At 70.4% G+C, this 20249-nt stretch carries 13 protein-coding genes and 1 pseudogene; 12 read left to right on the top strand and 2 right to left on the bottom strand.

Annotated elements, in window-relative coordinates; translation table 11 throughout:
* Positions 1 to 266 precede the first annotated feature (266 nt).
* The 7 genes and pseudogenes from glgX to AMYBE_RS0115220 all read left to right on the top strand — a co-directional run bounded on the left by glgX (position 267) and on the right by AMYBE_RS0115220 (position 13081).
* Positions 267 to 2411 carry a glycogen debranching protein GlgX gene (gene glgX, locus AMYBE_RS0115250; protein ID WP_020660257.1) on the top strand — a complete coding sequence of 715 codons (2145 nt, stop codon included), beginning with the start codon at positions 267 to 269 and terminating at the stop codon, positions 2409 to 2411.
* A 364-nt stretch (positions 2412 to 2775) separates the two neighbouring features.
* A complete protein-coding gene (locus AMYBE_RS0115245) occupies positions 2776 to 4755 on the top strand; it encodes an alpha-1,4-glucan--maltose-1-phosphate maltosyltransferase (RefSeq protein WP_020660256.1) in 1980 nt (659 codons plus the stop codon).
* 81 nt (positions 4756 to 4836) lie between these two features.
* Complete coding sequence (gene treS / locus AMYBE_RS0115240; protein ID WP_020660255.1) at positions 4837 to 6630, top strand: maltose alpha-D-glucosyltransferase; 1794 nt, start codon at positions 4837 to 4839, stop codon at positions 6628 to 6630.
* Between the two features lies 1 nt (position 6631).
* Positions 6632 to 8017 carry a maltokinase N-terminal cap-like domain-containing protein gene (locus tag AMYBE_RS0115235; protein WP_020660254.1) on the top strand — a complete coding sequence of 462 codons (1386 nt, stop codon included), beginning with the start codon at positions 6632 to 6634 and terminating at the stop codon, positions 8015 to 8017.
* A 2-nt stretch (positions 8018 to 8019) separates the two neighbouring features.
* The gene (glgB, locus tag AMYBE_RS0115230) at positions 8020 to 10218 is read left to right on the top strand and encodes a 1,4-alpha-glucan branching protein GlgB (RefSeq protein WP_027927670.1); all 2199 of its coding nucleotides are present in this window, start codon (positions 8020 to 8022) and stop codon (positions 10216 to 10218) included.
* Between the two features lie 279 nt (positions 10219 to 10497).
* Positions 10498 to 11328, top strand: a pseudogene (locus AMYBE_RS0115225) (glycoside hydrolase family 16 protein); the annotation flags it as partial.
* Between the two features lie 235 nt (positions 11329 to 11563).
* The gene (locus AMYBE_RS0115220) at positions 11564 to 13081 is read left to right on the top strand and encodes a S1C family serine protease (RefSeq protein ID WP_020660251.1); all 1518 of its coding nucleotides are present in this window, start codon (positions 11564 to 11566) and stop codon (positions 13079 to 13081) included.
* Positions 13082 to 13112: 31 nt separating this feature from the next.
* On the opposite strand, the gene AMYBE_RS0115215 is transcribed toward AMYBE_RS0115220, so the two are convergent.
* Positions 13113 to 13934, bottom strand: coding sequence for an oxidoreductase (locus AMYBE_RS0115215; protein WP_020660250.1), 822 nt, complete (start codon positions 13932 to 13934; stop codon positions 13113 to 13115).
* Positions 13935 to 14003: 69 nt separating this feature from the next.
* Here AMYBE_RS0115215 and AMYBE_RS0115210 point away from each other — a divergent pair, with 69 nt between their 5' ends.
* From AMYBE_RS0115210 to AMYBE_RS46145, 3 genes are all read left to right on the top strand, one after another.
* Positions 14004 to 14540 carry a MarR family winged helix-turn-helix transcriptional regulator gene (locus tag AMYBE_RS0115210; RefSeq protein ID WP_020660249.1) on the top strand — a complete coding sequence of 179 codons (537 nt, stop codon included), beginning with the start codon at positions 14004 to 14006 and terminating at the stop codon, positions 14538 to 14540.
* 63 nt (positions 14541 to 14603) lie between these two features.
* On the top strand, positions 14604 to 15164 hold the full coding sequence (locus tag AMYBE_RS0115205) for a cysteine hydrolase family protein (RefSeq protein ID WP_020660248.1): 561 nt from the start codon (positions 14604 to 14606) through the stop codon (positions 15162 to 15164).
* Between the two features lie 818 nt (positions 15165 to 15982).
* Entirely contained in the window at positions 15983 to 17119 is a 1137-nt protein-coding gene (locus tag AMYBE_RS46145; RefSeq protein WP_245573198.1) for an acyltransferase family protein, read from the top strand.
* A 108-nt stretch (positions 17120 to 17227) separates the two neighbouring features.
* On the opposite strand, the gene AMYBE_RS0115195 is transcribed toward AMYBE_RS46145, so the two are convergent.
* Positions 17228 to 17503 carry a YggT family protein gene (locus AMYBE_RS0115195; RefSeq protein WP_020660246.1) on the bottom strand — a complete coding sequence of 92 codons (276 nt, stop codon included), beginning with the start codon at positions 17501 to 17503 and terminating at the stop codon, positions 17228 to 17230.
* Between the two features lie 148 nt (positions 17504 to 17651).
* Here AMYBE_RS0115195 and AMYBE_RS0115190 point away from each other — a divergent pair, with 148 nt between their 5' ends.
* Positions 17652 to 19361 carry an IlvD/Edd family dehydratase gene (locus tag AMYBE_RS0115190; RefSeq protein ID WP_020660245.1) on the top strand — a complete coding sequence of 570 codons (1710 nt, stop codon included), beginning with the start codon at positions 17652 to 17654 and terminating at the stop codon, positions 19359 to 19361.
* Positions 19361 to 20188 (top strand): fumarylacetoacetate hydrolase family protein, encoded by an 828-nt coding sequence (locus AMYBE_RS0115185; protein ID WP_020660244.1) that lies wholly within the window; start codon positions 19361 to 19363, stop codon positions 20186 to 20188. Before AMYBE_RS0115190 ends, AMYBE_RS0115185 begins: the two co-directional genes overlap by 1 nt.
* The last annotated feature ends 61 nt before the right edge of the window (positions 20189 to 20249 follow it).

Genomic DNA, 20249 nt, shown 5'->3' with positions numbered 1-20249 from the left:
AATTTCGAGCGGTGCCGGCCGGGCATCGCCGCCGGTGCCGAGCCCGCCTGGTCGCGCGGCTCGTCCGGCGCGAGCGCAGCCGGACCTGTCCTCCTCCGCTGACACCGAATGCCCGGAAAGCCGGGGCGCGCCCGGCCCGGCCCCGGATCCGGGAACCGCCCCGCCGGACGTCCGCCCAGGTCGTCGCGGGTCGGCCGGAGCCCGGGCCGCCGAAGTTCAGCCAAGCGCCGGAGCACTCGGCGGCCCGGGTTTGAAAAGATCGGCCCATGGCACAGCGACCCGCAACCGACAGCCAGGTCCTCGCCGGACGGCCGTTCCCGCTCGGCGCCCACCCGGAGGGCGGCGGAGTCCGGTTCGCGGTGACCTCCGCGGTCGCCGACGCCGTGGAGGTGTGCCTCGTCGGCGACGACGGCGCCGAGCGGCGGATCGAGCTGACCGAACGCACGTTCGGCGTCTGGCACGGCCTCGTCCCGGGCGTCTCGGTCGGACAGCGCTACGGCTACCGCGTGCACGGGCCGTACGAACCCGGCCGCGGCCTCCGCTGCAACCCGGCGAAGCTGCTGGTCGACCCGTACGCGCGCCGGATCAGCGGCAGGCTCACCAGCCTGCACGCCGCGCAAGGGTTCACCGGCGACCCGGAACGCGGTCCGACCTCCACCGTGGACTCGCTGGGCAGCGTCCCGCTTTCGGTGGTCACGTCGCCGGGCGGGCCGGACACCGGGATCAAGCCGGAGGTGCCGTTCGAGGAGTCGGTGGTCTACGAACTGCACGTCAAGGGGTTCACCCAGCAGCATCCGTTCATCCCGGAGCCGCTGCGCGGCACGTACCTCGGCCTCGCGCACCCGGTCGCGATCGAGCACCTGACCCGGCTCGGCGTCACCACCGTCGAGCTGCTGCCGGTCCACGCGTTCGCCGACGAGCCCGCGCTGATCCGCTCGGGCCGCCACAATTACTGGGGCTACTCGCCGCTCGGCTACTTCGCTCCGCACACCGGGTACGCGAGCGAGCCGGGCAGGGAGGTCGAAGAGTTCCGCACGATGGTGGCGGCACTGCACGGGGCGGGCATCGAAGTGATTCTCGACGTCGTGTTCAACCACACCTGCGAGGGAGGCCCGGACGGTCCGACGCTGTCGCTGCGCGGTCTCGACGCCCCGGCGTACTACCTGCACACCCGGCGCGGGCACATGGCCGACCTCACCGGCTGCGGCAACACCCTCGACGCCGGTTCGCCGACGGTGGTCCGGCTGGTCACCGACTCGCTGCGGTACTGGACCCAGGAGATGGGCGTCGACGGTTTCCGGTTCGACCTGGCCAGCACGCTCGGCCGCCCGCGCGGCGGGATGTTCGACCGCGAGTCGACCATGCTCACCGCGATCACCACCGACCCGGTGCTCTCGCGCTGCAAGCTGATCGCCGAACCGTGGGACGCGACCGGCGAGGGCTACCGGGTCGGCGATTTCGGCCCGCAGTGGGCCGAATGGAACGGCCGCTACCGCGACACCGTCCGGGATTTCTGGCGCGGCGCGACCGGCGTGCGCGACCTCGCTTACCGGCTGTCCGGATCGTCCGACCTGTACGACCACAACCTGCGCCGGCCTTGGCAGTCGATCAACTTCGTCACCGCGCACGACGGCTTCACACTGCGGGATCTGGTGTCCTACAACGAAAAGCACAATGAGGCCAACGGCGAGGACAACCGCGACGGGACGAACGACAACCGTGCCTGGAACCACGGCGAAGAAGGCGAGACCGACGACGCGGCGATCCTCGCGCTGCGCACCCGCCAAGCCCGCAACTTGTTCGCGACGCTCCTGCTGTCCACTGGAACGCCGATGCTCACCGCGGGCGACGAAATGTGGCGGACTCAGCACGGCAACAACAACGCGTACTGTCTGGACGACGAAACCTCGTGGGTCGACTGGAGCCCGACCGAACTGTCCGAGCCGATGCTCGCGTTCGCGCGCCGGGTGGTCCGGCTGCGCGCGCACAGCCCGGCGCTGCGCCAGCCGGAGTTCTTCGAGGGGCGCACGACGGTGACCGGAAAACCCGATCTGACCTGGTTTCGTCCGGACGGCGAAGAGTTCGACGAGGTCGACTGGTTCGCCGAGGACCGGCGCACGCTGTGCATGTGGATCGACGGGTCGAACAGCCAGGCCCGCAACCGGGAGGGCGCGCTCGTCACCGATCATTCCTGGCTGCTCGTGCTGCACGCGGGCGCGGAACCGGCCGAGATCGTGCTGCCCGGGCCGGAGTACGGCGAGACGTTCAAGCCCACGCTGGACACCAGCACCGCGGACGGCAGCCCGGCGCATCCCGGCGTGCTGGAGCCGAAAGCGCGGCTCACCGTCGAAGGGCGCTCGCTGTTGCTGCTGCGCGCACCGCGCGACACGGTCGAGATTCCGCAGCTGTGACGGTTCGCCCGCTTGTCCGTGATGGGTCCTTGAGGGACTTCGATTCCGTCGAGGGGCTCTTCGCGGACTCGCGGGAGTCGGGAGTGCGCGCCGGGAAAGCGTTGGCTCGGCAGCGCCGATACTCGCGAGTAATCACCGGAACGGGCGGGCGAATGTGAACGCAATTCTGCGCGCGTGTTACCGGGCGGGTACCGGAATGCGGATTTCGGACGGGGAGAGAGCGTCGGGTTCGCCCGTCCGGGTGGCGGGCAACGCAGAAAAAGGCCCCGCTGTCAACGGCTTTGGCGTAATCAGGCACACTGTCCGTACTCGCGGCAGCGCAGTCCGACCACACTCCCATCCACGGTGAAAAAGGGGCATTGCCATGACTGGCCGGCTCGGGATCGATGACGTCGCACCTATTGTCAGCTGCGGCCGATATCCGGCCAAAGCCGTTGCGGGCGAACATTTCCCGATCACCGCGACGGTCTGGCGGGAAGGCCACGACGCGGTCGCCGCGACGGTCGCCTGGCGCGGTCCGGGCGACCGGGCCGCGCGGCAGACCCGGATGGCGGAGCAGGGCAGCGGGCTGGACAAGTTCGGCGCGGTGATCGTGCCGGACGCCGAAGGCATGTGGACCTACCGGGTGGACGCGTGGAGCGATCCGTGGGCCACCTGGGAGCACGCGGTCGAGGTGAAGATCGCGGCCGGGCAAGGGCCTGGCGACCTGGCCAACGACCTGGAGAACGGCGCACTGCTGCTGGACCGGGTCTCCCGCCGCCCGGAGCGCCGGGCCGAGCGCGCGCTGCTCGCCGGCGCCGCGGCCGCGCTGCGCGACGACGAGCAGGACCTCGCCGAGCGCGTCGGGCCCGCGCTCTCGCCGGAAGTCCGCCAGGTCATGCACGAGCACCCGGTGCGCGAACTGATCACCAAGGGACGCACGCTCAAGCTGTGGGTGGACCGCAAACGCGCCGCTTTCGGGTCCTGGTACGAGTTCTTCCCCCGTTCCACCGGGGGCGTGGACGCATACGGCAACGCGGTGCACGGCACCTTCCGCACCGCCGAGCGCGAGCTGGACCGGGTCGCCGGCATGGGCTTCGACGTCGTCTACCTGCCGCCGATCCACCCGATCGGCCGGGTGAACCGCAAGGGCCCCAACAACACTCTCGCCGCGACGGCGGACGACGTCGGCTCGCCGTGGGCGATCGGCGCGGACGAGGGCGGGCACGACGAGATCCACCCGCGGCTGGGCACCTTCGAGGACTTCGACGCGTTCACCGCGCGGGCGCACGAACTGGGCCTGGAGGTCGCGCTCGACCTCGCGCTGCAGGCCGCGCCGGACCACCCGTGGGTGCTCAAGTACCCGGAGTTCTTCACCACCCGCCCGGACGGCAGCATCGCCTACGCGGAGAACCCGCCGAAGAAGTACCAGGACATCTACCCGATCAACTTCGACAACGACCCGCGCGGCATCTACGACGAGGTGCTCCGCGTCGTGCTGCGCTGGGTGTCGCACGGGGTGCGCATCTTCCGGGTGGACAACCCGCACACCAAGCCGCCGGACTTCTGGGCCTGGCTGATCCAGTCGGTCAAGGACGCGCACCCGGACGTGCTCTTCCTCGCCGAGGCGTTCACCCGCCCGGCCCGCCTGTGGGGGCTGGCCAAGCTCGGCTTCACGCAGAGTTACACCTACTTCACCTGGCGCACCACCAAGGAAGAACTCACCGAGTTCGGCTCCGACCTGGTCCAACACTGGGACCACGGCCGGCCGAACCTGTTCGTGAACACTCCGGACATCCTGCACGAATCGCTGCAGCACGGCGGTCCAGGCATGTTCGCGCTGCGCGCCGCGCTGGCCGCGACCATGTCGCCGACCTGGGGCGTGTACTCCGGCTACGAGCTGTTCGAGTCCGAGCCGGTGCGCCCGGGCAGCGAGGAATACCTCGACTCGGAGAAGTACCAGCTGCGCCCGCGCGATTTCGCCGCCGCGCTGGCCGAAGGCCGGTCCCTGGAGCCGTGGCTGACCCGGCTCAACGCCGTCCGGCGCGCCCACCCGGCGCTGCAGGGCATGCGCTCGCTGCGCTTCCACCACGTCGACAGCGACGCGCTGATCGCCTACTCCAAACAGGACCCGGCAACCGGCGACACCGTGCTCACCGTGGTCAACCTCGACCCGCGAGCAGGGCACGAGGGCACGCTCTGGCTCGACTTGCCCGCACTGGGCTTCGACTGGTCCGAACGGCTGATCGCGCACGACGAGGTCACCGGCGAGACCTGGGACTGGGGCCAGGCGAACTTCGTCCGGCTCGAGCCCTGGCGGGCGTGCGCGCACATCGTCTCGCTGCGCCGCCGGCTTGCGGCCTGACTAAACCTCTTCGAAAGTGGCTATCCCAGTGTCGACCGGGGTAGCCACTCTTAAGCACGCACTGACGACAAGGTGGAATGGATGGACGAGGAGAGCCGGCCCAGCGCTGCGGCGGGCCTGGAGGGAGTGCCGCACACCGGTGAGGCGGTCACCGCCGAAGGTCTGCTGGTCGAGCCGCAGGCGGGCGACTTCGAGCACGCGCATGCCGCGCCGAAGGACCCGGAGTGGTTCAAGAGCGCGGTGTTCTACGAGGTCCTGGTGCGCGCGTTCGCCGATTCGAACGGCGACGGCACCGGCGACCTGCGCGGGCTGGCCGGCAAGCTGGACTACCTCGAATGGCTCGGGGTGGACTGCCTGTGGCTGCCGCCGTTCTACGCGTCGCCGCTGCGCGACGGCGGGTACGACATCAGCGACTTCCGTGCCGTGCTGCCGGAATTCGGCAGCGTCGAGGACTTCGTCTACCTGCTCGACGAGGCGCACCAGCGCGGCATCCGGGTGATCACCGACCTGGTCCTGAACCACACCTCGGAGGCGCATCCGTGGTTCCAGCAGTCGCGCACCGATCCCGAAGGCCCCTACGGCGACTACTACGTGTGGAGCGACGACGATTCCCGTTACGCCGACGCGCGGATCATCTTCGTGGACACCGAAACCTCGAACTGGACCTACGACCCGGTGCGCGGCCAGTTCTACTGGCACCGGTTCTTCTCCCACCAGCCGGACCTGAACTACGAGAACCCGGCCGTGCAGGACGCGATGGTCGACGTGCTGCGGTTCTGGCTGGACATCGGCATCGACGGGTTCCGCCTGGACGCCGTGCCCTACCTGTTCGAGGAAGAGGGCACCAACTGCGAGAACCTTTCGCGCACGCACGATTTCCTCAAGCGCTGCCGGAAGGTCGTGGACGACGAGTACCCGGGCCGGATCCTGCTGGCCGAGGCGAACCAGTGGCCCTCGGACGTGGTGGAGTACTTCGGCGACGAGTCGATCGGCGGGGACGAATGCCACATGGCGTTCCATTTCCCGCTGATGCCGCGGATCTTCATGGCGGTGCGCCGCGAATCGCGGTTCCCGATCTCGGAGATCCTGCTGCAGACCCCGCAGATCCCGTCCGGCACGCAGTGGGGCATCTTCCTGCGCAACCACGACGAGCTGACGCTCGAGATGGTCAGCGACGAAGAACGCGACTACATGTACGCCGAGTACGCGAAAGATCCGCGGATGAAGGCGAACATCGGCATCCGCCGCCGGCTGGCTCCGCTGCTGGACAACGACCGCAACCAGCAGGAGCTGTTCACCGCGATGCTGCTGTCGCTGCCCGGATCGCCGGTGCTGTACTACGGCGACGAGATCGGCATGGGCGACAACATCTGGCTGGGCGACCGGGACGCGGTCCGCACGCCGATGCAGTGGACGCCGGACCGCAACGCCGGGTTCTCCGCCTGCGACCCGGGCCGGATCTACCTGCCGGTGATCATGGACCCGGTCTACGGCTACCAGGCGCTGAACGTCGAAGCGCAGCACGACAACGCGGCGTCGCTGCTGAACTGGACCCGCCGGATGATCGAAGTCCGCAAGCAGCACCGGGCCTTCGGCCGCGGCGACTTCACCGATCTCGGCGGCTCGAACCCGAGCGTGCTGGCCTTCCAGCGCCGGTGGCGGCGCCCGGACGGCCGCGAAGACGTCGTGGTCTGCGTGAACAACTTGTCCCGCTTCCCGCAGCCGGTGGAGCTGGACCTTTCCGCGCATCGCGGCGCGACACCGGTCGAGCTGACCGGCGGGGTGCGTTTCCCGGGCATCGGCGAGCTGCCGTACCTGCTCACTCTGCCCGGTCATGGGTTCTACTGGTTCCAGCTGCTCGAGCCGGAAGAATGAGGTGAGTCCGCTGTCCGATCACGGTTCCGCGCCCGAACTGCCCGGCCGGCTGGCCGCCGTGCTGCCCGGCTGGCTGCCCGGCCAGCGCTGGTTCGCTGGCAAGGACCGGCCGATCGACGCGGTCCGCCCGGCCGCCCTCACCGTGCTGGCCGGACCGGACCCGCTGCTGGTGCACGCGATCGTCGACGTCGTGCAAGGCGACCGCACCGAGGCGTATCAGCTGCTGATCGGCTGGCGGTCCAAGACGCCGGAGGTCGCGTCGGCGGCGCTGCTCGGCGACGGACTGTACGAGGCGAGCGGCGACGCGGACCTCACCGCCGGACTGCTGGACCGGATCGCGGCCGGTTCGACGGCCGGCTCGCTGAGTTTCGCGGCGGAGCCGGAAGCGACGCTGCAGGCCGGGCTGCGCGCGTGGCCGATCACCGCTGAGCAGAGCAACACGTCGCTGGTCTACGGCGGGCAGTACATCCTGAAGCTGTTCCGCAAGCTCAGCCCGGGCACCAACAAAGACCTGCTGCTGCACCGCGGGCTGCAGGCAGCGGGCTGCAAGCACGTCGCGCGGGTGGTCGGTTCGATCAGCGGTGAGCTGGACGGGCTCCCGGCCACGATGGGGATGCTGCAGGAATTCCTGCCGGACGCGGTCGACGGCTGGGCGATGGCCACTACGAGCGTGCGCGACCTGCTGGCCGACCCGGACCAGGCCCCGGGCGAGGCGGGCGGCGACTTCGCCGCCGAATCCGAACGCCTCGGCATCGCGGTCGCCGAGGTGCACGCCGACCTGGCCAGGGCGTTCGGCAGCGAGCCGGCGGGCGCAGACGAGCTGGACCGGATGGTGCGCGCGATGACCGATCGTCTCGACCTGGTCGCCGCGGCTGTCCCGGAGCTGGCCGCGTACGCGCCCGCGCTGCGCGACGCCTTCGAGGCAGTGCGCGCGCACGGGTCGCCGATGTCGCTGCAATACATCCACGGCGATCTGCACCTCGGCCAAGTGCTGCGTACCGTCAGCGGATGGCTGCTGCTGGACTTCGAAGGCGAGCCGGCCGTCCCGGTCGAACAGCGGCACGCGCCCAGTTCGCCGCTGCGCGACGTGGCGGGAATGCTTCGTTCGTTCGATTACGCGGCGCATCAGCGGCTCGTCGGACAGCACGCACCGCCGGAAGCGACCCGCCACGCGATGGAATGGGCGCGGCGCAACCGCGACGCGTTCTGCGCCGGATACGCCCGTGCCGGGGGACCGGTCGGCGACCCGCTGGCGCACGCGGAGCTGCTGCGTGCCTTCGAACTGGACAAAGCCGTGTATGAGGTCGCCTACGAGCACGCGAACCGGCCGGACTGGCTGGCCGTGCCGCTGGCGGCGATCGCCCGCAGCACCGACGGAAGCGAGTGACCGTGAACGCAGCACCTTCGGATCTGCCCTCGGCGGCCCCGTCCCCGCGCGACATCGACCGGCTGCTCGCCGGCGAGCACCACGACCCGCATTCGGTGCTCGGCGTGCACTCCGCCGACGGCGAGCTGGCGGTGCGCGCGTTGCGCCCGGGTGCGACCGCGGTGGCCGCGGTGGCCGGGGAACGCCGGTATCCGCTGGAACGGATCGCGGACGCGCTGTTCGCCGCGCCGCTGCCGGACCATCCGGGCGACTACCGGCTGGAGACGGTTTACCCGGACCGCACAGTCGTCGACGACGACCCGTACCGATGGCTGCCGACGGTCGGCGAGCTGGATCTGCACCTGATCGGCGAGGGACGGCACGAGCGGCTGTGGGACGTCCTCGGCGCGCATGTCCGCCGGTACGACACCTCGCACGGCACCGTCGAAGGCGTGTCGTTCGCGGTGTGGGCGCCGACCGCGCGCGGCGTGCGGGTGATCGGCGACTTCAACGCGTGGGAGGGCCGCGGCCACCCGATGCGTTCGCTCGGGTCTTCGGGGGTGTGGGAGCTGTTCGTGCCCGGCGTCGCGGTCGGCAGCTGCTACAAGTTCCGCATCCTCGGCGCGGACGGGCACTGGCACGAGAAGGCCGACCCGATGGCGTTCGCGACCGAGGTGCCGCCCGCGACGGCGTCGAAGGTGACCGAGTCGGAGTACGTCTGGAGCGACGAGGAGTGGGTGGCCCGTCGTGAAGCGACCGACTGGGCCGACGCGCCGATGAGCGTCTACGAGGTGCACCTCGGCTCGTGGCGGCCCGGTCTCGGTTACCGCGAACTGGCCGACCAGCTGGCCGACTACGTCGAGGAAACCGGCTTCACGCACGTCGAGCTCCTGCCGGTGGCCGAGCACCCGTTCGGCGGTTCGTGGGGCTACCAGGTCACCTCGTACTACGCGCCGACCTCGCGATTCGGCTCGCCGGACGACTTCCGCCACCTGGTGGACCGGCTGCACCAGCGCGGCATCGGCGTGCTCGTGGACTGGGTGCCCGCGCACTTCCCGCGCGACACCTGGGCGCTGGCCCGCTTCGACGGCAGCCCGCTGTACGAGCACGAGGACCCGCGCCGCGGCGAACAGCCGGACTGGGGCACGCTCGTGTTCAACTTCGGCCGCAACGAGGTGCGCAACTTCCTGGTCGCGAACGCGCTGTACTGGCTGGAGGAGTTCCACCTCGACGGCCTGCGCGTGGACGCTGTCGCGTCGATGCTCTACCTGGACTACTCCCGCAAGGACGGGGAGTGGCTGCCGAACGAGTACGGCGGCCGGGAGAACCTCGACGCTGTGCGGTTCCTGCAGGAGCTGAACGCGACGGTCTACAAGCGGCACCCGGGCGTGGTGATGGTGGCCGAGGAGTCGACGGCCTGGCCAGGCGTCACGCGCCCGACCCACTTGGGCGGCCTGGGTTTCGGCTTCAAATGGAACATGGGCTGGATGCACGACACGCTGCGGTATCTGTCGCACGAGCCGATCCACCGCGCCTACCACCACAACGAGATGACGTTCTCGCTGGTCTACGCGTGGAGCGAGAACTTCGTCCTGCCGCTTTCGCACGACGAGGTAGTGCACGGCAAGGGATCGCTGTGGGAACGGATGCCCGGTGACGACTGGAACAAGGCCGCCGGGGTGCGTTCGCTGCTGGCCTTCATGTGGGCCCACCCGGGCAAGCAGCTGCTGTTCATGGGCGGCGAGTTCGGCCAGCCGCGCGAGTGGTCGGAGTCCCGCGCGCTGGACTGGCACCTGCTAGAAGCCCCGCTGCACCGCGGCGTCCGGGATCTGACCCGGCAGCTGAACGCGGTCTACCGCGAGACAGCGGCGCTCTACAGCGCGGACGTCCGGCCGGACGGCTTCAGCTGGATCGACGCGAACGACTCGGCCGGCAACGTGCTGAGCTTCCTGCGGATCGGTTCGGACGGCTCGCGGCTGGCGTGCATCGCCAACTTCGCCGGAATCCCGCACCACGACTACCGGGTCGGCCTGCCCGCCGCCGGCCGCTGGGCCGAGGTGCTGAACACGGACGCGGAGTCGTTCGGCGGCTCGGGCGTCGGCAACTGGGGAGCGGTGGAGGCGACCGACGACCCGTGGCACGGGCAACCGGCGTCGGCGGTGCTGCAGCTGCCGCCGTGCGGAGTGTTGTGGCTGCGGGAGGAACGCGCCGCGGAAGTGTGACCGGAAGCGCGCCGCACCGTCCGCGGCACCGTCTGCGGCAACGTCCGTGAAGGGCCCCTTGAGAGAATCAGATTCCCTCAAGGGGCCCTTCACGGTTGCCCGTCCGGACCGCGCCGGTTGCCCGGAATTCCCGGCGGATCCACCCGTCTGGACCTTCAGTCGGAAAATATCCGACGGCGAGGGTTGTCGGTGGACGGGACCGGCGGCATACTTTGTTGCCATCCACAACAAACTGGGGTGGCGCCGCCAGGCCGCCCCTCGAGCAATCGAGGGATGCCCATGACGTCCAAGCACGCCTCCGCCCGCCGGCGCCTGCTCGCCGTTCCCGTCGCGCTCGCCCTCGTCGGCGCGGTCGCGCTGGCTCCGGCAGGCAACGCGGCCCCGGCCGCTCCCGCCGCTCCGGCCGCCGGGTTCGCCGACGACTTCAACGGCCCGGCCGGCGCTCCCGCCGACGGATCGAAGTGGACCTACGAAACCGGCGACAACAACGGCAACAACCACGAACGGCAGTGGTACACCGCGGGCGCGGCGAACGCGGCGCTGGATGGCCAGGGCCACCTCGTGATCACCGCCAAGAAAGAGAATTCCGGCCACAACTGCTGGTACGGCGCGTGCCAGTACACCTCGGCGCGGCTGAACACCGCCGGCAAGTTCAGCCAGACCTACGGGCACGTGGAAGTGCGCATGAAGCTGCCGCGCGGCCAGGGCATGTGGCCGGCGTTCTGGATGCTCGGCGGCAACCAGTGGCCGGACACCGGCGAGATCGACGTGATGGAGAACATCGGCAAGGAGCCGAACACGGTGCACGGCACTATCCACGGCCCCGGCTACTCGGGAGCCGGCGGCATCGGCGCGCCGTACAACGGCCCGAACTTCTCCGACGATTTCCACACCTACGCGGTGGACTGGTCGCCGAACAAGATCGTCTGGTCGGTCGACGGGAACGCCTACGAAACCCGTACCCCGGCCGATCTGAACGGGAAGAAGTGGGTGTATGACCACCCGTTCTTCCTGATCCTCAACCTCGCGGTCGGCGGCGACTGGCCGGGCGACCCGGACGGCAGCACGCAGTTCCCGCAGCAGCTCGTGGTCGACTACGTGCACGTCAGCTGACCATCCTCGCCGCCCTCCCGGCGGCGCGCGGAGAAGGCGCGGGTCTCCGCGGCCCTGCCCGGCTCGGAACCCGAGCCGGGCAGGGCTTTTCCGCCGGTCGATTTCCGTTCCGGCAAGCCTGCTGAGCAGGGCGTTTCCCGTTCCACAGGTTGTCCACTGACAGCGGCAAGGAAAATCTCAGGTACCGGGTGTTTCCTGAACTGGCGGAGGTCACGAGACGCGGGAGCCGACCATGAACGAGCACGAGCGGGGTGGATACGACCAGGGGCCGCAGCCTGCCCACGGCCAGACCGGCGGACAGCCGTACCCCTACCGGCAGCAGCCCTACCAGCAGGGCTGGGGGCCACAGCAAGGGTGGACCCCGCCGCCCGGTGCCGCCCCCGGCGGCGAGGCGCCCGGCTACGGCCAATCCGGCGGAATGCCCGGCCAGCCCTATCCGACGCAGCAGTTCGCGACGCCGTACCACCGGCCGCGGCAGAGCAGCCCGTTGCGGGCGGCCGGGATCGCGCTCGGCGCGATCGGGCTGTCGGTCGCCGTCGGGCTCGGGGTCGGACACTTCGTGTGGACGCCGTCGGCGCAGTCCGGCGCGTCCGGGAACCAGAACTTCGGCTCCACCGCCACCCCGGGCGGCCCTTCGAGCACGGCCATCGACCCGCAAGCGATCGCGAAAAAGGTCAGCGCCGGCCTGGTGAACGTCAACACGGAGCTCGGTTACCAGGGCGCGGCCGCGGCGGGCACCGGGATCGTGCTCACCTCGGACGGCGAGGTGCTGACGAACAACCACGTCGTCGAAGGCGCGACCAGGATCAAGGTCACCGACATCGGCAACGGGCAGTCCTACACCGCGTCGGTGATCGGCTACGACCGCAGCCACGACGTCGCGGTGCTCAAGCTGGCCAACGCCTCGGGCCTCACCACCGATTCGCTGGGCGACTCGTCCTCGGTGAAGGTCGGCGACGCGGTGGTCGGGCTGGGCAACGCCGGCGGCGCCGGGGGAGACCCGATCCCGGCGGGCGGCCGGGTGAGCGCGCTCGACCAGTCGATCACCGCCTCCGACGAATCGAGCAGTTCGTCCGAGCAGCTGACCGGCCTGATCCAGGTCGACGCGAACATCCAGTCCGGCGATTCCGGCGGCCCGCTCGTCAACGCGCAGGGTCAGGTGATCGGCATGGACACCGCCGCCTCGGCCGGCTACCAGTTCAACGGCGGCGGACGGCGCGGGTTCGGCGGCCAGGGCGGCCACGGGAACGGCTACTCCGGCGGGTACGGGAACGGCTCGCAGGGCAGCGGCCAGCAGGGCGACGGCTCGCAGGGCAACGGCCAGCAGGGCGGCTCGAGCGGCGCGCAGGGCTTCGCGATCCCGATCGACCAGGCGGTTACCATCGCGCACCAGATCGTCGGCGGCGCCGGATCCAACACTGTCCACATCGGACAGAGCGCGTTCCTGGGCGTGACCGTCAGCGACGCCGGCCGGGCTCAGCAAGGGCAGCAGCAGCAACAGCAGCAGGGCGGCTCCGGTCAGGGCGCGGCGATCCAGCAGGTCGTCGCCGGCGGCGCGGCTGCCAACGCCGGTCTGACCGCCGGCGACGTGATCACCGCGCTGGACGGCAAGACCGTCGACTCGGCGACCACGCTGACCACTCTGATGGATCAGCACCACCCAGGCGACAAGCTCACGCTGACAGTGATCGACCAGAGCGGTCAGCAGCACGACGTCACGGTCGTGCCCGCGCAGGGTCCGGTGGGCTGACTCGTGTCCGGTTGTCCGGACGGCTGCCGGGTCAGTCGTCCGGATACCGCGTGTCCAGCGAAACCTGCTCCCACGCGGCGAGATCCGCGAGCTGCCGCTCCAGCTTCTCCCCGATCCGCCCGACCGCTTCGGGCCCCAGGGGCAGCCGCAATGGCGCGTCCGGCGTATCGACCAGCTTGACGATCGCTTCGGCGGCTTTCGCCGGGTCGTTCGGCTGCACGCCGTCCTGCTGCGAAAACCGTCGGCGCATCGCCCCGGCCGGGGTGTCCCGGTAGTCGTCGATGGGGTCGGAGAAGGCCATCGACCGTCCCGCGAAGTCCGTCCGGAACGGACCCGGCTCGACGATGCTGACCCGGATCCCCAGTGGTCCCACCTCGCCCGCCAATGCTTCGGACATTCCTTCCAGCGCGAACTTCGACGTCGCGTACAGCGCGTGCCCGGGATTCCCGACCACGCCGCCGACCGACGACAGCTGCACGATGTGCCCGCTGCGCTGAGCCCGCAGATGCGGCAGGACCGCGCGAGTGACGGCGAGAACGCCGAACACGTTCGTCTCGATAACCTGGCGGGCTTGCGCGTCGGTGAGCTCTTCGAGTGCTCCGACCAGCCCGTGCCCGGCGTTGTTGACCAGCACGTCGATCCGCCCGAACTCGGCGACCGCGGCGTTGACCGCGGCGTCGACCGAGCCCGGATCGGTGACGTCGAGCCGGGTGGCGAACGTGTCCAGGCCGGCGAGCTTCGCGGGGTCGCGAGCCGTCGCCGCCACGCGTTCGCCCCGCGCGAGCACCGTCTGCGCGAGTACTCGGCCGAACCCGCTGCTCGCCCCGGTGATGAACCAGACGCGTCCGGGCATGCGAACCTCCTCCGGATCAGTTACTTTGATACTCAAATCAAACTACCTTGAGTATCGAGGGAGTGTCCAGTGGAACCGGATTCGGTGGGGGCCGGCCTGTCCGCCTGGCTGGCCGCGATGCCCGGCGGCGTGGAGGGGCCGGTCGAAGCGGCGCGGCAGCGGATCGGCCGGCTGTCGCGGCAGTTCGAGCTGGTGCTGCGCGAGGTGGCCAAGGAGTACGGCTTCAGTGCGGGGGACTGGCAAGCGCTCTCGGCCCTGCATCGGTCCGGTGCCGCGGTGCTGACGCCGAAGGAGCTGGCCGACCTGCTGAGCGTCACGTCCGGCACCGTGACGGTGCGGATCAACCGCCTGGAGCAAGCGGGTTTGATCGAACGCGTCGCCACCGCGTCCGACGGCCGAAGCCGGCCGATCCGGCTGACCCGGAAAGGCCGGGCCCGCTGGGCGGCGGCGACGAAGAAGCGGACCGAGCGGGAGCGGGCGTTGTTCGCCGATGCACTGGGGGAGAAGGGCCTGGCGGACCTGAACGCCCTGCTGGCGCTGGTGCTGTCCCGCTTCGAGTCGGAACTCGGCCCGGCGTCCCCGCACGACGCCCTCCGTCCGGACTGATTCGCCGGTTTCTGTCGGGGGTGTGGTCTAGCGTGAACGCTACCTGGGAGAAAGGGGTTGCCGATGACCACTCTGACCGACCGGCCGAATACCGCGCTGCTGGTGGTGGACGTGCAGAACGGCGTCGTGACGGGAAATCACGAGCGGGACGCGGTGGTGGCGAACGTGGCGACGCTGGTGGCGAAGGCACGGCAGGCCGAGGTTCCGATCGTGTGGGTGCGGCATTCGAACGAGGGAATGGCGCCCGGCAGCGCCGAATGGGAGATCGTCCCGGAGCTGGTGAGGTCGGAGAACGAGCCGGTGGTGGAGAAGACCTACGGCGATTCGTTCGAGGACACGACGCTGGAGTCGGTGCTGGCGGACCTGAAGGTGGGCAAACTGGTGGTGAGCGGCGCACAGACGGACATGTGCATCCGCTCGACGCTGCACGGCGCCTTGGCGCGCGGCTATGACGCGACCCTGGTGAGCGATGCGCACACTACGGAGGATCTGACCACCTGGGGCGCGCCGCCGCCCGCACAGGTCATCTCGCACACGAACATGTACTGGAGCCACCAGTCCGCGCCGGGCCGAACCGCCGGGACGGTGACGACGGAGGAGATCGACTTCACCGGAGCGGGGTGAACGGCTTCCCGGCACTCGGCTGACGGCAGGGCGGTCGGGCCGGCGGATGCGAGCCCGACCGCCCGGGGCGGCTGCGATGTGCCTGACTGACCCAATCCGGTCTTTCTCGTCCGCTCCGGTCGAGAGGTGTCCGCCGACCCTCGATGCCGGCTCCCGTCCCTGGTCGCCGTGTCGTTCTGCGCCGTCCTCCGCAGAGGCAGGTTCGAGCGCAGGCCTTCGGGTCTCGCTCCTGTTGTCCGTACCGGGTTGAGCGCCGCCATCGGGGCGGCTCGCGCCTGCTCACGCATGCGCCGCCGACCGGGGCGCCGCCGCCACCGCGCCCGCTTGCGCGTCCGCCGCCACCGTGCCCGCGTCCGCTAGCGCGGACCGCGGCCGCCGCGACCGCCACCGGGGTGGCCCGGGACCGGCCTGGCTCGCCGCCGCGAGCCTGCGATCGGTGCCAGCCCGGCGGTCGCCCGCACCTGGCCCAGTCCACCCCTGGCTCAACCCGCACCTGGCCCACACTTCGCGCCCGAGACCAAGCGGGCGCTTGGTCGTCACACTCAAAAGTCAAATATTGGTTGCCCGGCAAGCCAAACCGTCTCGTTCGCCGGGAAGCGACCGCCCCGTACCACAAAAACAGTCGGCCGAACGCGCTCGCCGCCCATTGCGCCAACCCGGGTCCGACCAGCGCCTTCCGGCGAGAAAACCCCTCCCGGCACGGCTTTCCGGCTCCCGGCGTCCCGCCCCGCGTCGGCCCGTCTACCCGGCCTCGGGACTCCCGGCCGCCCCGAGGGGCCCTTCCCGGGGAGGGAAGTCCACCAGTTACGGTGTCGCGCGTGTCCTCGTTTCGTCCGGTTAGCGTGTCCTCGGGAAACCGGCGAATCAGCTGGGACCTGGTGCGCGCGGGGTGCGTCCTGCTGGTGCTCGTTTACCACGCCACCTTCCTGAGCGTCGCCCTCCACCCGGAGCTCGGGCCGCGGCGGCTGGTGTTCCCGCATCAGGTCGGGGCGAGCCTGCTGCTCGTCATCTCCGCGTACTTCGCCGCCGTCACGATCGGGCGCGGGTCGCTGGGGCGGTACTGGTGGGGGCGGATCGCGCGGCTGCTGCCGCCGTTCCTCGCCGCGGTCGTGGTGATCTTCTTCGTGCTGCGTTACCTGTCGCCGAAGGGCTGGTTCGTGCCCAAGGCCGGCGACCTCTTCGCCAACCTGCTGATGCTCTGGAACTGGAAGCCCGCCGCCTACCCGTTCCTCGACGGTTCGCACTGGACGATTCCTCTGCAGCTCATGGCGTTCACCGTCGCCGCGCTGCTGTACCGGGGCAGCTGGGGGCATGGGCGCAAGCTGCACGGCCTGCTCTGGGCCGCGGTACTGGTCCCGCTTCTGCAGTGGCCGTTCCGCGTCGCCGGTCCGCCGGAGTGGTACCGCTTCGTCGTCGACGGCTTCGGGTTCCATCGCTGGCACTTGTTCGTCGCCGGCGTCGCTGTCCGGCTCTGGTCGACGAAACGGCTCTCCACCCCGGAATTCGTGCTGCTGGAGCTGGTGTGCGTGACCGCCCACGCCCTGCACGGCTCGACCGTCACCCCGTCCGGCATCACTGTCGAGTGGGGCTCGACGATCGGCATCGCGGTCGGCGTCGCTGTGATCTCGCTGGCCGCCGCCGGCCCGGACTGGGACCGCTTCGTCCCGCCGTTCGCCCGCCGCGCGATCCAGTGGTTCGCCGGCGTCTCCTACGGCGTCTTCCTGATCCACCAGGCCATCGGCTACCTCGTGCTGCACTGGCTGTCCGGCCTCGGCATCGACCCGCTGCTGCAAACCGCGGGCATGATCGCGACCGGCGTGGTCCTCGGCTGGGCGCTGACCCGTCTGGTCGAACGCCCGGCCCACCGTTTCCTCATGCGCGGCTACGACTCCTGGACCGGCCGCCGCCGCCCGGACGACGAACCGGCCCCGGTCACCGCGGGCAACTCCGGCTGAACCCCGGCACCGGCCCGCTGGCCTCGCGCGCTGCCTCGGCATCGACCGGCCACGCCCAGCTGTCCCGCCGCCCGGCGCGGCTCGAGGATCCCCGCCTCCGGGCCGCGGTCACAGCGCGAACATCACCGACCGCACGATGAGCGCCGCGAAGAACACCACCGTGAACGCCAGGTCGATGCCCACCCCGCCCGCTCGCACCGGCGGCAGCACCTTCCGGACCGGGGCGATCACCGGTTCGGTCGCTCGGTGGCTCAGCCGGCGCACGTCGGCCAGCCACGGCGGTCCGGTGAAGGCCAGCCGGGTCCAGTCCAGCACCATCCGCACCACCAGCACCAGGATGAACAGGGTCAGCACCCATCCGACCAGCGTCCCGATCAGGCTCATCGCACACCTCGCGTTTCCGGGAACCGTCTCACCTCGTCCAACGCCCGGACCGGTCGCGAAGTGTCCGGTTCGCGGGAATTCTCAGCTGATTGCCAGGAGCCGCCGTTTCCGGTATCGAAGAACGGCAGAGCCGGCCGAAAGGAACCCGATGCCCGAGCGCCGCAGCACCGCCTGGTTCGGAGCCACCGGACGGGCCGGGATGATCCACCGGTCCTGGATGCGGTCGCAGGGGTTCGGCCCCGAGGTCTTCGACGGCCGCCCGGTGATCGGGATCGCGACCAGCGCCTCGGAGCTCGCCCCGTGCAACGTCCATCTCGACCGGGTCGCCGAGGCGGTCAAGCGCGGGGTCTGGCAGGCGGGCGGGCTCCCGCTCGCTTTCCCCACGATGGCCACCGGCGAGACTCTCATGCGGCCCACCGCGATGCTCTACCGCAACCTGATGGCGATGGAGGTCGAGGAGCTGATTCGCGCCAACCCGCTGGACGGCGTCGTCCTCCTCTCCGGCTGCGACAAGACCACCCCGGCGATGCTGATGGGCGCGGCGAGCGTCGACCTGCCCGCGGTGATGGTCACCGGCGGCCCGATGCTCAACGGCAAGTTCCGCGGCGCCGACGTCGGCTCGGGCACGCACGTCTGGAAGTTCGAGGAAGAGCTCAAAGCCGGCCGGATGACCGAGGAAGAGTGCTTCTTCGCCGAAGGCTGCATGGCCCGCTCGAACGGTCACTGCATGACGATGGGCACCGCCTCCACGATGGCCTGTCTCGCCGAAGCGCTGGGCATGCAGCTGCCCGGCTCGGCGACCTGGCCCGCGGTCGACGCGCGCCGGTTCGAGACCGCGCAGGCCGCCGGGCAGCGGATCGTGGCGATGGTCGAGGAAGACCTCAAGCCCTCCGCGATCCTGACCCGGGAGGCGTTCGAGAACGCGATCCGGGTCAACGCGGCGATCGGCGGGTCGACCAACGCGATCGTCCACCTGCTCGCGCTCGCCGGCCGGGTCGGCGTCCCTCTTTCCATGGCTGACTTCGACGATCTCGGCCGTGCGGTGCCGACCTTGGTCAACCTGATGCCCTCGGGCCGGTTCCTGATGGAGGATTTCTGCTACGCCGGGGGAGTGCCGGTCGTTCTCAGCCGGCTCGCCGAAGCGGGGCTCCTGCACCGGGACGTCCGCACGGTGAGCGGCGAAAAGGCCGAACCCGCGGAAGGCTGGAACGACGAGGTGATCACGACCGTCGCCGAGCCGTTCCAGCCGGCCGGCACCGGAACCGCCGTGCTCACCGGGAATCTCGCGCCGGACGGGGCGGTGCTGAAACAGTCCGCGGCCTCGCCGGAGTTGCTCGTGCATACCGGCCCGGCGCTGGTCTTCGACACCGCCGAGGACTACCATCGCGTCGCCGACGACCCGGATCTGCCGGTCACGCCGGACACCGTTCTGGTGATCCGCGGGGCAGGCCCGAGGGGCTATCCGGGAATGCCCGAGGTCGCGAACGTCCCGATTCCGAAGAAGCTGCTCGACCGCGGAGTGACCGACGTGGTGCGCATCTGCGACGGCCGGATGTCCGGCACCGGCTACGGGACGGTGGTGCTGCACGTCAGCCCGGAGTCGGCGGTCGGCGGCCCGCTCGCGCTGGTGCGCACCGGCGACCGGATCACTCTCGACACCCCGGCACGGGAGCTGACCTTGCACGTGCCGGACGAGGAACTGGCCGCGCGCCGCGCGGAATGGACGCCGCCGGAAAGCCCGTACCGCAGCGGCTACACCTGGCTGTATCGCGAGCACGTCACTCAGGCGCACCAAGGCGCGGACTTCGATTTCCTGCACGGCGCCCGAGGTTCCGCCGTCCCGAGGGACTCGCACTGATGCGCCGCCTGGCGAAAACCGCGGCAGGCTGGCAGGTCACCGACGGCGAGGCGACCGGCGCGCTCCCGCCCGGCACCACGCTCGGCTCGCTGCTTGCCCTGTCCGCCAAGGAATTCGGCGAAACCATCGCCGCGGTCGCCCTCCGGCCGGGCAAGCCGGGCGAAGTGCGCGCACCGGTCGACGACGACACCGAGGTGTGGGCGGCTGGGGTCACGTACGAGGTGTCGCGCGAGGCGCGGGTGGAGGAAAGCGGCGATGCCGACGTCTACGCGCGGGTGTACGACGCCGAGCGGCCGGAACTGTTCTTCAAAAGCATCGGCTGGCGGGTGCGCGGGCCGGGCGAGCCGATCGGCGTGCGCCAGGACTCCGCTTGGGACGTTCCCGAACCGGAATTGGCTCTGGTGTGCACCGCTTCCGGCGAGATCGCCGGCTACACGATCGTCAACGACGTGAGCTCGCGCAGCATCGAAGGCGAGAACCCGCTGTACCTGCCGCAGGCCAAGACGTACCGCGGTTCGTGTGCGGCCGGCCCGTGGATCGTGCCCGCCGGCGAGATCCCGGACCCGCACGCGCTCGCCATCGCGGTGTCGATCCGGCGAGCCGGCGAACCGAGGTGGGCAGGGCAGACGACGACCGCGCGGTTGCATCGCCGGCTCGCCGATCTCGTGGCCTGGCTCTACCGCGGCGACGATTTCCCGCGAGGCGCCGTCCTGGCCACCGGGACATCCGCGGTGCCCGGCCCGGACGTCACGCTTGCGGCGGATGACGAGGTCACCATCGAGATCGAGGGCATCGGCACCCTCCGCAACCCGGTCCGGCGCGGCTGACCCGCTCTTGACGGAGGCGGGCCATTCGGCTATTCAAGCTTGGTTCACATATCTGTGGAGC

This window comes from Amycolatopsis benzoatilytica AK 16/65, from assembly GCF_000383915.1.
Taxonomy (GTDB): domain Bacteria; phylum Actinomycetota; class Actinomycetes; order Mycobacteriales; family Pseudonocardiaceae; genus Amycolatopsis; species Amycolatopsis benzoatilytica.
This window is presented reverse-complemented; position numbering and strand designations above follow the sequence as displayed.

What these genes read in the sequence shown, in the direction of transcription:
- glgX (WP_020660257.1), top strand. Translation starts at nt 267, where the DNA reads ATGGCACAGCGACCCGCAACCGACAGCCAGGTCCTCGCCGGACGGCCG.
- AMYBE_RS0115245 (WP_020660256.1), top strand. Translation starts at nt 2,776, where the DNA reads ATGACTGGCCGGCTCGGGATCGATGACGTCGCACCTATTGTCAGCTGC.
- treS (WP_020660255.1), top strand. Translation starts at nt 4,837, where the DNA reads ATGGACGAGGAGAGCCGGCCCAGCGCTGCGGCGGGCCTGGAGGGAGTG.
- AMYBE_RS0115220 (WP_020660251.1), top strand. Translation starts at nt 11,564, where the DNA reads ATGAACGAGCACGAGCGGGGTGGATACGACCAGGGGCCGCAGCCTGCC.
- AMYBE_RS0115215 (WP_020660250.1), bottom strand. Translation starts at nt 13,934, where the DNA reads ATGCCCGGACGCGTCTGGTTCATCACCGGGGCGAGCAGCGGGTTCGGC.
- AMYBE_RS0115205 (WP_020660248.1), top strand. Translation starts at nt 14,604, where the DNA reads ATGACCACTCTGACCGACCGGCCGAATACCGCGCTGCTGGTGGTGGAC.
- AMYBE_RS0115195 (WP_020660246.1), bottom strand. Translation starts at nt 17,503, where the DNA reads ATGAGCCTGATCGGGACGCTGGTCGGATGGGTGCTGACCCTGTTCATC.
- AMYBE_RS0115190 (WP_020660245.1), top strand. Translation starts at nt 17,652, where the DNA reads ATGCCCGAGCGCCGCAGCACCGCCTGGTTCGGAGCCACCGGACGGGCC.
- AMYBE_RS0115185 (WP_020660244.1), top strand. Translation starts at nt 19,361, where the DNA reads ATGCGCCGCCTGGCGAAAACCGCGGCAGGCTGGCAGGTCACCGACGGC.